This window comes from Paenibacillus albicereus, assembly GCF_012676905.1.
Lineage (GTDB): Bacteria > Bacillota > Bacilli > Paenibacillales > Paenibacillaceae > Paenibacillus_O > Paenibacillus_O albicereus.
In genome coordinates this window covers 4,811,354-4,826,345 of record NZ_CP051428.1, presented here as the reverse complement: position 1 = coordinate 4,826,345, position 14,992 = coordinate 4,811,354, and the positions used below count along the sequence as shown (strand labels likewise).

At 64.3% G+C, this 14,992-nt stretch carries 12 protein-coding genes; all 12 read left to right on the top strand.

Annotation, left to right across the window (positions count from 1 at the left end; genetic code table 11):
- Positions 1-23: 23 nt before the first annotated feature.
- The 12 genes from HGI30_RS21570 (at position 24) to trxA (ending at position 14,972) form a co-directional block, all read left to right on the top strand.
- Positions 24-896 carry a DUF72 domain-containing protein gene (locus HGI30_RS21570; protein WP_168909386.1) on the top strand — a complete coding sequence of 291 codons (873 nt, stop codon included), beginning with the start codon at positions 24-26 and terminating at the stop codon, positions 894-896.
- 363 nt (positions 897-1,259) lie between these two features.
- Positions 1,260-2,528, top strand: coding sequence for a LacI family DNA-binding transcriptional regulator (locus tag HGI30_RS21560; RefSeq protein ID WP_235680237.1), 1,269 nt, complete (start codon positions 1,260-1,262; stop codon positions 2,526-2,528).
- On the top strand, positions 2,521-4,434 hold the full coding sequence (locus HGI30_RS21555; protein ID WP_168909385.1) for a cache domain-containing sensor histidine kinase: 1,914 nt from the start codon (positions 2,521-2,523) through the stop codon (positions 4,432-4,434). The genes HGI30_RS21560 and HGI30_RS21555 overlap by 8 nt, the downstream gene beginning before the upstream one ends.
- A complete protein-coding gene (locus HGI30_RS21550) occupies positions 4,427-5,947 on the top strand; it encodes a response regulator (RefSeq protein ID WP_168909384.1) in 1,521 nt (506 codons plus the stop codon). The genes HGI30_RS21555 and HGI30_RS21550 overlap by 8 nt, the downstream gene beginning before the upstream one ends.
- A gap of 1,228 nt (positions 5,948-7,175) precedes the next feature.
- Complete coding sequence (locus HGI30_RS21545) at positions 7,176-8,054, top strand: carbohydrate ABC transporter permease (RefSeq protein WP_168909383.1); 879 nt, start codon at positions 7,176-7,178, stop codon at positions 8,052-8,054.
- A 3-nt stretch (positions 8,055-8,057) separates the two neighbouring features.
- Positions 8,058-8,894 (top strand): carbohydrate ABC transporter permease, encoded by an 837-nt coding sequence (locus HGI30_RS21540; protein ID WP_168909382.1) that lies wholly within the window; start codon positions 8,058-8,060, stop codon positions 8,892-8,894.
- 41 nt (positions 8,895-8,935) lie between these two features.
- Positions 8,936-9,919, top strand: coding sequence for a glycoside hydrolase family 113 (locus HGI30_RS21535; protein WP_168909381.1), 984 nt, complete (start codon positions 8,936-8,938; stop codon positions 9,917-9,919).
- Positions 9,920-11,134: an AGE family epimerase/isomerase gene (locus tag HGI30_RS21530; RefSeq protein ID WP_168909380.1), complete on the top strand. Its 1,215-nt coding sequence runs from the start codon at positions 9,920-9,922 to the stop codon at positions 11,132-11,134.
- A gap of 128 nt (positions 11,135-11,262) precedes the next feature.
- On the top strand, positions 11,263-12,585 hold the full coding sequence (locus HGI30_RS21525) for an ABC transporter substrate-binding protein (protein WP_168909379.1): 1,323 nt from the start codon (positions 11,263-11,265) through the stop codon (positions 12,583-12,585).
- Between the two features lie 682 nt (positions 12,586-13,267).
- Positions 13,268-14,047 carry an aldo/keto reductase gene (locus HGI30_RS21520; protein WP_168910036.1) on the top strand — a complete coding sequence of 260 codons (780 nt, stop codon included), beginning with the start codon at positions 13,268-13,270 and terminating at the stop codon, positions 14,045-14,047.
- 141 nt (positions 14,048-14,188) lie between these two features.
- Positions 14,189-14,614, top strand: coding sequence for an RrF2 family transcriptional regulator (locus tag HGI30_RS21515; protein WP_168909378.1), 426 nt, complete (start codon positions 14,189-14,191; stop codon positions 14,612-14,614).
- Positions 14,615-14,660: 46 nt separating this feature from the next.
- Positions 14,661-14,972: a thioredoxin gene (gene trxA, locus HGI30_RS21510; protein ID WP_028598946.1), complete on the top strand. Its 312-nt coding sequence runs from the start codon at positions 14,661-14,663 to the stop codon at positions 14,970-14,972.
- Positions 14,973-14,992 lie beyond the last annotated feature (20 nt).

Genomic DNA, 14,992 nt, shown 5'->3' with positions numbered 1-14,992 from the left:
CGGAGATGAAGGAGGAACGGCCCATGATTACGATCGGACTCGCCGGCTGGGGCGATCATGATGCGCTGTACCGGACGCGGCAGGCGGCCAAGGCCAAGCTGGCCGCCTACAGCCGGCTGTTCGGCACGGTCGAGGTGGACAGCAGCTTTTATGCGGTCCAGCCGCAGCGCAACATGGAAAAATGGACCGCCGAGACGCCGGAGGACTTCCGCTTCGTCGTCAAGGCGTACCAGGGCATGACCGGGCATAGCCGGGGCGCGATCCCCTATGCCGACGAAGAGGCGATGTTCGCCGACTTCAAGCTGGCGCTGACGCCGATGCGGGAGAGCGGCAAGCTGAGCTGCGTGCTGTTCCAGTACCCGCCGTGGTTCGCCTGCACCCGCGAAAGCGTCGAGACGCTCCGCATGGCGAAGCGGTTCATGGAGGACATCCCGTGCGCGCTCGAGTTCCGCCACCAGAGCTGGTTCGTGCCGCAGATGCGGGAGCGCACGCTCGCCTTCATGCGCGAGGAGGGCTGGCGTCACAGCGTCTGCGACGAGCCTCAGGCGGGGGAGGGCTCGATCCCGATCGTCGAGGCGGCCACCGACGAGAGCCATACGCTCGTCCGCATGCACGGCCGCCACGCGGAGGGCTGGCACTCCTCCGGACAGCCGAACTGGCGCGAGGTGCGGTATCTGTATCGCTACAGCCGCCAGGAGCTGGAGGAGTGGGCGGAGAGGCTGAGGCGGCTGGAGGCGCAGAGCCGGACGGTGGAGGTCATTTTCAACAACAACTCGGGGGGCGACGCCGCGGACAACGCCCGGGAGCTGATGATGCTGCTCGGCCAGACGCCGCCGCCGATACCCGAGGAGCCGCCGGAGCGCGATCCCGGCGTGGAGCAGCTGGAGCTGTTCTGAGGCGGCGGCGCGGCAGCTTCAGAGGCTGAGCTCCGGCCCGTCGAGATTTTCGTGGCAAAGGAGCTCTTTCCGCTCCATAAGGCTTTTTCGGCTGCGTTAGCGGCTGCCCGAAGCGCTGCGGCTTGGCGACACCTTCTCTATAGAACCCGAAAGGCTCTCGCTCCGATAGGGCGAGAGCCTTTCCTTGCTTGAACGAGGCTGCCGTCGGAACCGGCAGCCGCTGCGGCCCAAGCGGCCCCATCTGTACGAGCGCTCCTTCGTATGTTATTCTAGGTCCACTTGTTAGCGCTTGCAGAGATAACAATGACTAACAACTGACCTAACAGATAATCCGACGATAGACGAAGCACGGGAGGAATGAACATGGCGGAGCGAGTCACGATGCAGGACATCGCCGATCACGTCGGCATGTCCAAGTTCGCCGTATCCAAGGCGCTTTCCGGCAAAAGCGGCGTCAAGGCGGAGACGCGGGAGCGGATCATCAAGGCGGCGATCCAGCTCGGCTACCGCTTTCCGCCCAAAGCGGCGGACGGGGCGGAGGCCGGGAGACGGACGGACCCGGCAGAGACGGGCGAAGGAACGCGCTTGCCTGCGGGATGGGCGTTCGGCGCCCCCTCCGCCAGCGGCCATGCGGGCGGCCCCGGCGCCATCGGCCAGCCAAGCGGCGTTGGCGCTTGGCTCGCTGGCGGCGTCCCGCCTTCCGGCAGCTACGGGGAAGCGAGCCGCCCAGCCGTCTCCGGCCGGCCGGCCGGGAGCGCAGCGGACGTCGAGCTGGGCAGCCAGGTCATCATCCTCGTGCCCAACGTGCGCTTCCAGACGAGGCTGTCCTACTACTGGGGACGCATCATCGAGGGCGTCCAGGAGGAGCTGGAGGAGCGGGGCATCGGCTCGATCCTCATCACGGAGCAGGGCACGACGCGCTTCGCCTCGCTCATCAATCCGCGCGGCGTCATGGGGCTCGTCGGCGTCGGGTTCATCTCCTATCCGGTGCTGCTGGAGATCCGCAACCTCGGCATCCCGACGGTGCTCATCGACCACGAGGAGCCGCTCGTGCCGACGGACGTGCTGTCGATGAACAACTTCGAATGGATGCGCCGCGTCGCGAACTATCTGATCGGACTCGGCCATCGGCGGCTGCAGTTCGTCGGCAACCTGACCTATTCGCGCAGCTTCTACGACCGCTGGTTCGGCTTCCGCGCCATGATGGAGGAGCACGGCCTGAGCACGGACGGGCAGCATGACGGCCTGCTCACCGTGCGCGGGCACAATCGCTCGGAGATGACCGAGGCGCTGGAGCCGATGCTGCAGGAGCTGCAGCGCGAGGAACGGCTGCCGACGGCGTTCGCCTGCGCGAACGACTCCATCGCGATCTGCATCATGACGATCCTTGCGCGCATGGGCGTATCCGTGCCGGGCGACGTCTCGGTCGCCGGGTTCGACGACATCGAGGACGCGGCGCTGTCGAGCCCGACGCTGACGACGGTGCATGTGCACAAGCACGACATGGGCCGGCGCGCGGTCGAGGCGCTGCTGCGCCGGGTGCAGCAGCCGGCAAGCCCGGTCGAAAAGGTGCTGCTGACGGGCGAGCTCGTCATCCGCGCCTCTACGGGAGCGGCGCGCGACGATGGCTAGGCTCGGGAGCGCGCTGCGCCAGCGGCTGGAGCCGCTGCTGCACCGGCTAGAGACGAGGCTGCTGCTCGTCTACTTCCTGCTCGTGCTGCTGCCGATCGCCGTCATCACCTACGTGTCGGCTTCCCACAACTTCGCGACGATCGAGCAGAACACGGTCACCTACGCCTCGCAGGTGTCGGACCGGATGCTCAATTCGCTCGACGACTACATCCACGACATGAAGCAGATCGCCATCATCCCCGCCTATCTCGACGAGATCCAGAGCGGCCTGGAGCGCTCCAACCAGTTCTATGCCACGCATGGCAGCGAGGGCGGCAGCTCGGAGCCGGAGTACCAATGGCTCGAAGCAGGGCTCAAGCTCAGCATCCAGCGCGAGGTGGAGAGCAGCATCTATTTCATGAACAACCTCAAGAAAGGCTCCAGCAACGTCTACCTGTTCGACCGGCGGGGCAATCCGTACACGGCGGTCAAGTCCGGCGGCGTGCGCAGCGACCTCAAGGAGGTGTACGAGCGCTGGCGCCAGCTGGCCGAGCCGAAAAACGGCACGCCCGTGCTCGTCAGCACCCAAGCGGTCACGAGCAGCGCGAGCAGCAGCAAGCAATACGTGTTCACGGTCGTCCGCGACATCATCACGACGTCGTTCCGCTCGGTCGGGCTGATCGCCGTCGACGCCAACATCAGCGTCATCGAGGACATGGTGCGCGATCTGGACGCGGCGACGCGCGGCACGACGATCATCGCCGACGAGGATGGCACCGTCATCTACGACAGCGAGAAGCGCTACCTGGCGGAAAACCTCGGCTCGGCGCCGCTGCTCGCCGAGGCGCGGGGCAGCGAGGGCAGCTACCGCACCTCGGTCGACGGCGAGGAGCAGCTTGTCATCTTCCGGCAGTCGCCGGATACGGGCTGGAGGCTGCTCATCACGATTCCGCAGCGGCATCTGGTCGAGGACGCGGTGCGCAACCGCAACTACAGCCTGATCGCCGCCGGCGTCGCGATGGCGGCCGCGATGGCGCTGACCGTCGTGCTTATCCTGGCGCTGACCAAGCCGCTGCGCTCGCTCGTCAGCCTCATGAAGCAGGTGCAAGGAGGCAACTTCGAGGTCAGCTTCCCGGTGCGCCGGCGGGACGAGGCGGGCATGGCCGGCCATGCCTTCAACCGCATGATCGCCCGCACGCGGGAGCTGATCGACAACATCTATCGGATCGAGCAGCGCAAGACCGAGGTGCAGCTGGAGAACCTGCAGCGCCAGATCAATCCGCATTTCATCTACAACACGCTGGAGTCGATCCGCATGACGGCCGTGCTGAGCGACGCGGACGAGGTCGGGCGGATGGTGCAGCTGCTGGGCGAGCAGCTGCGCTACAGCCTGCATGCCGGCTCGGCCGCCGTGCCGGCGCAGCGCGAGTGGGAGCATCTGGAGCAGTACGTCGAGCTGATGAATTACCGCTACGGGGGCGAGCGCTTCCGCCTGGCGCTGAGCGCCGAGGCGCGCGCAGCGGATGCGAGCGTCATGAAGCTGATCTTCCAGCCGATCGTGGAGAATGCCGTGCTCCACGGCTACGACGGCTCGCGCGAACGGCTGACGATCGAGATCGACAGCTGGATCGAGGGCAAGGATCGGGTCGTTCGCATCGCGGACGACGGCCGCGGCATGCGGCCGGAGGAGCTGTCCCGCGTGCGCGCCGGCCTGGCGTCGGCCGCTTCGGCTCCGGACGAGGAGTCCGGCGGCATCGGGCTGCGCAACGTGCAGGAGCGGCTTCAGCTGCGCTACGGCCCGGCTTACGGGCTGCAGCTGGCCAGCGAGCCGGGAGCCGGCACGGCCGTCACGATGCGCATTCCCCAGGTTTCGGCGATGGACGGAGCGGCTAGGGAAGACCAGAAAGGAGAGCGATCCGATGCTTAAAGTTGCCGTCGTCGACGATGAGGAGAAAATCCGCCTCGGCCTCGCCAAAATCATCGAGCGAACCGGCCCTTACGAAGTCGTCGGCGTATGGGCGAGCGCGCGCGAGGCGCTCCGCAGCCTGGATGCCTCCGGGGCGGAGCTGCTCATGACCGACATCCGCATGCCGCAGATGGACGGATTGCAGCTGATTCAAGAGCTGCGGGAGCGCGGCAGCCAGGTCGCCGTCGCCGTGCTGAGCGGCTACAACGACTTCGCCTACGCGCGCGAGGCGCTGCGCGGGGGCGTGGAGGACTACCTGCTCAAGCCGGTCAACCAGGACGAGCTGGCGCGGCTGCTCGAACGCATCGCGGAGAAGGTCGGCGCGTCGCGCAGCCGTCAGCCGCTGCAGGCGGAATCGCTCATCGAGCTGCTGCTCGCCGCCGATGCGAAGCGCATCCCGCAGCCGGTCATGCAGTCGGCCTGCGACCAGCTCGACGAGCTCGGCTTCATCCGCGGCATGTACGCGTTCGTCGTGCTGCACGCCGCCCCGATGCCGGACGGCGAGCAGCTCGCCGCGGCGCTGGCGGCGCTGCGCCGCGAGCATCGCGTGCTGATGCGCGAGGACGGACCGCCGGCCGTGCTGCTGGCGCTACGCCATGGCGACCATGCCGACACGCCGCGCGAGCTGGCCGTCACGCTGCTCGGCCGGCTGGCGCTCTCCGCCGAGCCGCGGGGCGGCATCAGCGGCGTGCATTCCGGCGCCGCGGCGCTTGCGCGCGCCTACGGCGAGGCGGAGGCGGCGCTGCTGCAGGCGTGGTATGCCGGCAGTCCTGCCGGCACGGCGGTCTCCGCGGCCGCCCCGCCTCCGGGCCGCATCCCTGCGGCCGCGCCAGCGCTCGGCTCCGCTCCCGGCGTGCGTCCCGACGAGCAGGAGCTGCGCGCCGTCCTGCCAGCCGCCGATCTTGAACGCGCCGCCGTGATCGTGGAGGAGTGGCTGAATGCGGCCGAGCAGCGCCGCCTATCCTGGGCGGACCTCGACGCGTCCGCCTCCGCGCTGCTTGCTCAGCTGGACGACAGCCTCGCGGGCCAGCCCGCTCCGCAGCCGAGCGGACCGCCGCAGCCGCTCCGCAGCCGCAGCTGGAGCGCCTACGCCGACACGCTGCGGCAGGAGGCGCAGCAGCGGCTGGCGCTGCTGCGCGAGCTGAGGCATCAGAGCCGGGCGGTCGAGACGGTCAAAGCCTATCTGCAGGAGCGGTACGCCGAGGAGCTGGACCTGCAGCGGCTGGCCGAGCTCGTCCATTTGACGCCGAGCTATCTAAGCAAGCTGTTCCGCAGCGAGACGGGCGAGACGATTACCGACTACGCGATCTCCGTGCGGATCGAGGTCGCCAAGCGGCTGCTCAAGGACCATCCCGAGCTCAAGACGTACGAGGTGGGCGAGCGCTCCGGCTACGCGGACCCCGCTTATTTCACCAAAGCGTTCAAGCGCGTCACCGGCAAGACGCCCAAGGAATATCGCGACGGCGTACGCTAGTCGGCGATTGCCGCGCAAGGGAGCTGCGCGTCAACTGTCCGCAGGCAGCGTTTCGAGCGATCGCAAGCGGCGGTCGCACCGGATGGGTCGCCGCGTCAATCGTCTTCAAGCGGAGGTCGCCGCGCGTCCGCAGGCAGCGTTTCGAGCGATCGCAAGCGGCGGTCGCACCGTATGGGTCACCGCGTCAATCGTCCGCAATCGGCGGTCGCCGCGCGTCCGCAGGCAGCGTTTCGAGCGATCGCAAACGGCGGTCGCACCGGATGGGGCACCGCGTCAATCGTCCGCAAGCGGCGGGTTAATCAAGCAAAGACCCTGGGTGGGGAGGAGAAGCCTTTCCCCATCCAGGGTCTTTTTGCTTTTGAAGGGGCTTCGGAATCAGCCGCATGGGTTGCCGCCCCAGGCGCATCCGCAAGCCGTCCTGTCGTGGGCTCGGCTCGGGCTCGGCTCGGGGACGCTGTCGGTAGGATGATGCCTCAAGAATCGAACGACTCGCTAGATGCTTAGAAGCCCATTTTTCCTTGTTTCTTCCTGCTAACGACTCCTCATGCGCTTAGAAGTCAAGATGAACGTGGTCAACCCCGAATGGACTCCTTTTTCCGCCTATAAGCGTTTACTGCGTCGTTAGCTTTTGCCAGCGGCATTTTTAGAGCTGCTGACGAGCTGATTCGTCGTAAGCTTCAGCAACCGCCGATGCTGCCGCGCTTGCCCCAAAGTTCCCTTGCCCCGAAGCTCCCTCGCCGCGCCGCCCGTTGCGCAGCCGCCGATACCGGGGCGATTGCCCCGGAGCGGCTGGGGAAAATGCCTTCCTTTCGTTCCATGCTGGCCGCAAGCGATCGAATCAAGAGGAGCTTGAAGCTTTACGCCTGTCTCGGCTCCCCCGACGAGCCGTTGCGATGCCGAATGACGCCGTACTCGATGTCGACCTCCAAGCAAACGATGGCCGAATAGGGGTCTGACGCGCCTATCTCGAAAGATCCCGCCCGCCGCATAGGCTCTTCCATCTCCAATCCGTCAACGAATGCCTTCCCGCCGCCCCCTTTCCGCATCCGCTCCGTCCAGACATGCAGCTAACAAACTATCTCCGGCCCGCTAACCGTCCGCACCTGTTAGCACAATACAAGACAACAAATCGAAACGCCGTCCATTCAGGACCCGCCTCGACGAGGCGTATAATGATAAGCACACTGAAAGCGGTCTCAACACCGGATGGAAAGCGAGGAACAACCCGATGAACCAATTGAGCTATAAAGCGCAGCGGCTGCTGATCCTGATCGGCTTCCTGACCGTGCCCGTGGCGCTGTGCCTGACCTTCAGCTATTATCCGGCCGCGTCGCTGATCTACTACAGCTTCACGGACTGGACGGGGACCGGCTGGGACATGAACTGGGTCGGCCTGGACAACTACAAGCAGATCTTCACGGAGCCCGAGGTGTTCCTGGCGCTCAAGAACAACGCCTACTACTTCGTCGGCGGTCTGGTCCAGGTGGCGCTGTCGCTCTGGTTCGCCGTCATCCTGACGAGCCGGCTCAAGGGCCGCTACGGCTTCCGCGTCATGCTGTTCCTGCCGTACGTGCTGCACAGCGTCGCGACGGTCATCATGTTCAAGAACGTGTACCACCTCGACTACGGCTCGCTCAACTCCCTGCTGCGCACGATCGGCTTGGAGTCGTGGCAGCAGAGCTGGCTCGGCAACCCGCATCTGGTCAACGTCTCCCTGGCGTTCATCTCGATGTGGAAGTACATGGGCCTCAACATGGTCATCTTCATCGGCGCGCTGCAGTCGATCCCGAGCGACCTGTACGAGGCCGGCTCGATCGACGGCGCCTCCGGCTGGCAGAAGTTCCGCTACATCACCGTGCCCAGCATCAAGAGCGTGCTCTCGCTCATGCTGCTGCTGACGCTGACCGGCGCGCTCGAGGCGTTCGACATCCCGTACATCATGATGCTCGGCGCGAACGGCACCTCGACCTTCGTCGTGCAGACCGTCGACACGGCGTTCAAGTACCAGAGCTTCGGCCTGGCCTCCGCGATGGCCGTCGTCCTGCTCGCCATCGTCATCTTCTTCATCATCATCCAGCGCAACCTGCTGTTCCGGGAGGAGAGGTAACCCATGGACACGACCAAAAGCCCGCCGCTCTTCACCGCGTTCAAGTACCTGACGCTGCTGCTCGCGCTGTTCGTCGTCTTCTTCCCAATCTACTCGGTGTTCGTCGGCGCGTTCAAGACCCAGGCGGAGTTCTATCAAAGCTCCGCGCTGGCGTTCCCGGCCGATTTCTTCCACTTCGACAACTTCAAGCGCGTCTATGAGGTCGGCGATCTGGGTCTCGGCTTCCGCAACACGCTGGTCATCCTCGTCTGCGCGGTCGCGGGCAACGTCGTGCTCGGCACGATGGTCGCCTATGCGCTCGGCCGCTTCGACTTCAAGCTCAAGAAGCCGATCATGGGCATGTACCTCGTCGCGCAGGTCATCCCGATGGTGACGACGCAGGTCGCGACGTTCAGCATCATCCAGAACCTCGGCCTGTACAACACGATGGGCGCGCCGATCCTGCTCTACCTGGGCGCGGACGTGCTGCAGATCGTCATCTACCTGCAGTTCGTCAACAGCATCCCGAGGGACCTGGACGAAAGCGCGATGATCGAGGGAGCGTCGCTGTTCCGCATCTACCGCTCCATCATCTTCCCGCTGCTCGCGCCGGCGACGGCGACGCTCATCATCCTCAAGACGATTTCGATCTACAACGACTTCTACACGCCGTACCTGTACATGCCGTCGCAGAAGCTCAAGGTCGTCTCGACCGCGATCTATTCGTTCGTCGGACCGAACGCGGCGCAGCTCAACGTCATCTCGGCGGGCATCCTCATCATCTTCATCCCGACCGTCGTGCTGTTCCTGTTCCTGCAAAAATACATCTTCGCCGGCGTCACGAACGGCGCGGTGAAATAAGAAGCGGCCTCTCGGGCCGCGCGACAAGGAGGCTTCACCCGATGACGACAGAAGCGAAGGCGGCCGGTACGGCCGCCGCAGCGGCAGAGCTCGGCTTCATCGCCGGCATGACCTGGGGCTGGACCGGCGTGCGAGGCACGTGGGAAGGACCGGAGGCCGACTTTTCCCTAAGCGAGATGGTTAAGCTGAACGTCGGCTGGACGGCCGTCACGCTCGGCGCCCTGCAGGCGACCGCGCAATCGACGGAAATCGAGTACGCGAACGAGCCGACGGTCACCGACGACGAGGTGCGGAGCGCCATCCGGCGGGCCAAGGCGCTCGGGCAGAAGGTGTGCCTCAAGCCGGTCGTCAACGTCGCCGACGGCACCTGGCGGGCGCACATCAATTTCTTCGACATGGACATCCCCGGCGAGCCGACGTGGGGCCAGTGGTTCGCCTCGTACACGCGCTTCATCCTCCACTACGCGGACATCGCCCGCGAGGAAGGCTGCGAGATGCTGTGCATCGGCTGCGAGATGGTGCAGGCGGACAAGCGCGAGGCCGAGTGGCGGACGCTGATCGCCCAGGTGCGCGAGGCCTACTCCGGCCTCGTCACCTACAACTGCGACAAGTACCAGGAAGGCCACGTGAAGTGGTGGGACGCGGTCGACCTCATCTCCTCCAGCGGCTATTATCCGATCGACCAGTGGGAGCGGCAGCTGGACCGCATCGAGGCGGCGATCGCGCCATACGGCAAGCCGTTCTTCTTCATGGAGGCGGGCTGCCCGAGCCGCGACACGTCGCCGGCGCGGCCGAACGACTGGTCGCTGGCCGGGAGGCCCGACGGCGAGGCGCAGAAGGGCTACTACGAAGCGATGTTCGAGGCTTGCGGCCGGCGCGGGTGGGTGCGCGGCTTCGTGCTGTGGGACTGGCCGGCGCGGCTGTACGCGGCGGAGGACGCGGCGGCGAACGACGACTACTGCATGTACGGCAAGCCGGCGGCGCAGACGGTGAAGGACTTTTACGGCAGCAGGAGGGAAGGCTGAATGGACAAGCAAGCGTGGCTGGAGGAGCTCGACCGCGAGCTGCGGGACAACATCCTCGGCTTCTGGAAAGCCCATGCGCTCGACGAGCGCCAAGGCGGCTTCATCGGCGAGATGGACAGCTCCGGCACCGTGAATGCCGAGGCGGACAAGTCGCTCGTGCTGAACGCGCGCATCCTGTGGACGTTCGCAGCGGCTTACCGCCGCACGGGCGATCCCGACCATCTGGCGCTGGCCGAGCGGGCGCTGGAGCAGGTGCGCACAGTGTTCTACGACGAGCGGCACGGCGGCTTCTACTGGATGGCGACGCCGGACGGCCGGCCGAGCGAGGACAAGAAGCAGGTGTACGGCCAGTCGTTCGTGCTGTACGCGCTGGCGGAGTACATGCTCGCGACAGGGAGCTCGGCCGAGCTCGCGCTTGCCGAGGAGACGTACCGCCTGCTGGAGCGCTGGGCGCATGATCCGGTCCACCGCGGCTACATCGAGGCGCTCGCGCGCGACTGGAGCGAGACGGACGACCTCAGCCTGAGCGGCAAGGACCTGAACGAGCGCAAGTCGATGAATACCCATCTCCACGTGCTGGAAGGCTATACGAACCTTTATCGCGTCTGGCCTTCGGATGGACTGCGGGACCGGCTGCGCGAGCTGATCGAGCTTCATCTGGAGCGCATCCTCGACGGGGAGACCGGACATTTCAAGCTGTTCTTCGACGATGCCTGGACCTCCGCGACCCGCGACGTGAGCTACGGCCACGACATCGAGGGCAGCTGGCTGCTGTGCGAGGCGGCGGAGGCGCTTGGCGATCCGGAGCTGCTGGAGCAGACGGAGCGCGCGGCGCTGCAGATGGCCGAGGCGACGCTGCGCGAGGGCGTGGACGAGGACGGCGGCGTCTTCAACGAGCTACACGAGGACGGACGGCTCGACGACAGCAAGGACTGGTGGCCGCAGGCGGAGGCGATGGTCGGCTTCCTGAACGCCTATCAGCTGAGCGGCGAGGAGCGCTACCTGCAGGCGGCGGAGCGCAGCTGGCGCTTCATCCAGCAGCATGTGCGGGACGGGGACGGCGGCGAATGGCACTGGCAGGTTTCCCGCGACGGCCGGCCGGACCGGACCCAGGTCAAGATCGGCGCCTGGAAATGCCCGTACCATAACGGACGCGCCTGCCTGGAGGCGCTGCATCGCCTGGAATCGCTAACAAAGGAAGGCGCGTTAGCATAAGCGGAAACAAGAAATCGCATTTCAGTTCCTTTTTAAGGCCCGGCGGCGGGCGCTAAAATAGACCATGTAAGCGATAACAACCAACCGATCGATCCACACGAATCCGTACGACTCAGGGGGAAAACGAGATGAGAAAACCGCTTCTGGCTACGATGACGGCTGTCCTGTCCCTGTCCATGCTGGCCGCTTGCGGCAGCAACGGCAACGAAGGCGCCGAGAATACGGCGGGCAATGCGTCCGGCAGCGCGAATACGGCCGTGAACGAAGGCGCCTCCGGCGGCGAGGCCGCGCTGAGCGGCTCGATCAAGGTGCTGACGCACCGCACGGACTACATCAACGACGGCACGATGGACCGCTACCTGAAGAAGTTCCAGGAAACGAACCCGGACGCGAAAGTCGAGTTCGAAGGCCTCACCAACTACGCGACGGACATCAAGACCCGCCTGACGACGGGCGAGACGGGCGACGTGCTCATGATTCCGAGCGGCATGCCGGCCTCCGACCTGCCGAAATACTTCGAGCCGCTGCCGGACAGCATGTTCGACGACGTCTACTTCGCCGACAACTCCGCGTTCGAGGGCAAGCGCTACGGCATCACGACCGGCGTCAACACGCAGGGCATCGTCTACAACAAGAAGGCGTTCGAGAAAGCCGGCATCGCCAAGGCTCCGACGACGCTTGACGAGCTGTATGACGCGGCGAAAAAGCTGAAGGACGCCGGCATCATCCCGCTGTACATGAACTTCGGCGCGCAGTGGCCGATGGGCACCTGGGGCGACGGCTCGGCGTTCTACGTGGCCGGCGACGGCGACCTGACGACCAAGATGGCCGCCGATCCGGCGCCTTTCCAGGAGGGCAACGCCTGGGGCATCCTGGCCAAGATCGGCCGCGACTTCATCGAGAACGGCTGGGTCGAGAAGGACCTGTACACGAACAACTGGGAGATGTCCAAGGGCGAGGTCGCTTCCGGCAAGGCGGCGATGTACTTCCTCGGCAACTGGGTCATCCCGCAGGTCATCGGCGCCGGCGCGGCGGCCGAGGACATCGGCTTCGTGCCGTTCCCGTACGACAACAGCGGCAAGCTGAACGCTCCGCTCGGCGGCGACTACATGATCGGCGTAAGCGCGAACAGCAAGAACAAGGAGCTCGCGATCGCCTGGACGGACTTCTTCGTCAAGGAATCCGGCTACGTGGCCGACTCCGGCTTCATGCCGATCCTCAAGTCCGAGAAGGCGGAATCGCCGCAGCTGGCCGAGTTCCAAGCCGCGAACCCGACCTTCATCGAAGGGCTGCCGAACAACGACAAGTTCGCCGAGATCGCCAACAAGGCGCAGATCGGCATCGGCACGGGCAACTACATCCAGGACCTGCTCCTCTCCAAGGACCTGAAGGCCGGACTGGATGAGCTGAACAAGAAATGGGCGAAGGCGAAGACGGACCTCGGGTACTAAGATAGCTCTGAAAAAAAGGAACCAAAAGCAAGCAGCGGACCGGGCGGTCCGCTGCTTTTTGTTTCGGATCTGGTCAGCATGCGGCCGACGAAAAGAGGACACGGTTGTCGTTCGTGCCCCAGTTTTTCTTACGGGGAAATCTCTGCAGTTTACTGCAAATCACAGCAGAATGCTTAATAAAGTAGTATACGGTTGAAAGAAGTTGTGTATAATAAAGGTAACCTAAAATAAGAGAGAGCGCGCCAACGCTCTCTCCCTGCACAAACTTGGATGGAAATCCTCCAGTAACTGCCTCGCCAGAGAATAACCCGTTAACCAGGCGCTAACTTGGACGGGTTATTTTCGTTTTAAGTAGGTGAGCAGAGCAAGGAAAAACACTCCCAGCATGGTCACTTCCTGAAGCGAAAATGTCATAGGCATCACCTCCTGACTGGAGGCTACCTTTTCCGTCCAAGTGTTGTGCTTGGTTAATTATAGCAACTCTTCTAGACTTCGTATACTAGAGAAGTCTTTTTCTTTTTCCTGAAAAGAGGAGCGAGCCGAATTTGTTTGATTCCTTCTCTCGGTGGTAAAATAAAGAGGCGATAAAAGGCAGGAAAACAATGCGCAAGGAGGCGTTCCCATCGTGACGGTACCACTTCAAGGGCTCGGCGACACCGTCGAGCTGCACAACGGCGTGCGGATGCCGAGGCTCGGCCTCGGCGTCTGGAAGGTGACGGAGGAGGGCCAGGTCGAGCAGTCCATTCAGGACGCGGTCAAGGCCGGCTACCGCAGCATCGACACGGCCAAGGCGTACGGCAACGAGGAAGGCGTCGGACGGGCGATCCGCGAGTGCGGCGTGCCGCGCGAGGAGCTGTTCGTCACGACCAAGGTGTGGAACAGCGACCAAGGCTACGACAGCACGCTGAAGGCGTTCCAGGACAGCCTGGAGAAGCTCGGCCTCGACACGCTCGACCTGTACCTGATCCACTGGCCGGTCAAGGGCAAGTACAAGGACACCTGGCGCGCGCTGGAGCAGCTGTACAAGGACGGCAAGGTGCGGGCGATCGGCGTCTGCAACTTCCACGTCCATCATCTCGAAGACCTGCTCCAGGACGCCGAGATCAAGCCGATGGTCAATCAGGTCGAGTACCATCCGCTGCTGAGCCAGGTCGAGCTGCGCCAGTACTGCCAGGATCAGGGCATCGTGCTGGAGGCATGGAGCCCGCTCATGCAGGGCAACCTCGACGTGCCTCAGATCCAGGAGCTGGCGGAGAAGCACGGCAAGACGCCGGCTCAGATCGTGCTGCGCTGGGACCTGCAGAACGGCGTCGTCACCATTCCGAAGTCCACCCATGAAAAGCGCATCCGCGAGAACGCCGACGTGTTCGACTTCGAGCTTTCCCACGAGGACATGGCGCTGCTCGACGGGCTCAATCAGGACAAGCGCTTCGGCCCGGACCCGGACAACTTCGACTTCTAGCCCGGCGGCTGCCGGACGTGCGGACTCCCGCTCGAGGAGTAGCCGCGCCCTCCGGCGCGCATGCTAATGGAAAGGGAGGGCCTATTGACAGCCCCAACTGTAACTGGTATTATTACAGTACGAAACGGGGTGGCCGTCTCGATGAACAGTGAATTTACGATTGCCGTCCACAGCCTCGTCTACTTGGCTTACGTACCGGAGCGCAGCGCCTCGAGCGAGGCGATCGCCGAGAACGTCTGCACGAATCCGGCGAGGGTGCGCAAGGTGATGGGGTACCTGAAGCGCTGCGGCTACGTGGCGACGAGGGAAGGCTCCGGCGGTGGCTACCGCCTGACGGCGGAGCCGGCGCAAGTGACGCTGAACGACATCTACCAGGCCATCGCGCGCGGCTCGCTCATGCCGAACTGGTGCTCGGGCGATCCCGATTGCGAATGCTTGGTCGGCTCCAACATGCAGGAGGTCATGAACGGCATCTTCTGCGGAGCCGAGCAGCGGCTGGAGGACTACTTCCAGGGACTGACGATCGCGAGCGTGCTGGAGCGGATTCATCGCTGCGAGACCTGCTGAGGACGGAGCACCGATTCTTATCTTTTATTCGAGAGGATGATTGAACATGGCAGTAGCCCTGACGAAAGAAACGTTCAACGAGAGCGTGCAGAACGGCGTCGCGCTGGTCGACTTCTGGGCCCCTTGGTGCGGACCTTGCAAAATGCAGCTTCCGATCGTCGAAGAGCTGAGCACGGAGCTCGAAGGAAAAGCGACGATCGCCAAGATCAACGTCGACGAGCAGCCTGAGCTCGCTTCCCAATTCGGCGTCATGAGCATCCCGACGCTGATCCTGTTCAAGGACGGACAGCCGGTCGACAAGATGGTCGGCGTGCAGAGCAAGGACGCTCTGAAAAACAAGATCCAAGGCCAGCTGTAAGCAGCCTCGGATCGTGAAGC

Excerpts from the sequence above, each read along its gene's own strand:
- HGI30_RS21570 (WP_168909386.1), top strand. The coding sequence starts at position 24 with ATGATTACGATCGGACTCGCCGGCTGGGGCGATCATGATGCGCTGTAC.
- HGI30_RS21560 (WP_235680237.1), top strand. The coding sequence starts at position 1,260 with ATGGCGGAGCGAGTCACGATGCAGGACATCGCCGATCACGTCGGCATG.
- HGI30_RS21555 (WP_168909385.1), top strand. The coding sequence starts at position 2,521 with ATGGCTAGGCTCGGGAGCGCGCTGCGCCAGCGGCTGGAGCCGCTGCTG.
- HGI30_RS21550 (WP_168909384.1), top strand. The coding sequence starts at position 4,427 with ATGCTTAAAGTTGCCGTCGTCGACGATGAGGAGAAAATCCGCCTCGGC.
- HGI30_RS21545 (WP_168909383.1), top strand. The coding sequence starts at position 7,176 with ATGAACCAATTGAGCTATAAAGCGCAGCGGCTGCTGATCCTGATCGGC.
- HGI30_RS21540 (WP_168909382.1), top strand. The coding sequence starts at position 8,058 with ATGGACACGACCAAAAGCCCGCCGCTCTTCACCGCGTTCAAGTACCTG.
- HGI30_RS21535 (WP_168909381.1), top strand. The coding sequence starts at position 8,936 with ATGACGACAGAAGCGAAGGCGGCCGGTACGGCCGCCGCAGCGGCAGAG.
- HGI30_RS21530 (WP_168909380.1), top strand. The coding sequence starts at position 9,920 with ATGGACAAGCAAGCGTGGCTGGAGGAGCTCGACCGCGAGCTGCGGGAC.
- HGI30_RS21525 (WP_168909379.1), top strand. The coding sequence starts at position 11,263 with ATGAGAAAACCGCTTCTGGCTACGATGACGGCTGTCCTGTCCCTGTCC.
- HGI30_RS21520 (WP_168910036.1), top strand. The coding sequence starts at position 13,268 with ATGCCGAGGCTCGGCCTCGGCGTCTGGAAGGTGACGGAGGAGGGCCAG.
- HGI30_RS21515 (WP_168909378.1), top strand. The coding sequence starts at position 14,189 with ATGAACAGTGAATTTACGATTGCCGTCCACAGCCTCGTCTACTTGGCT.
- trxA (WP_028598946.1), top strand. The coding sequence starts at position 14,661 with ATGGCAGTAGCCCTGACGAAAGAAACGTTCAACGAGAGCGTGCAGAAC.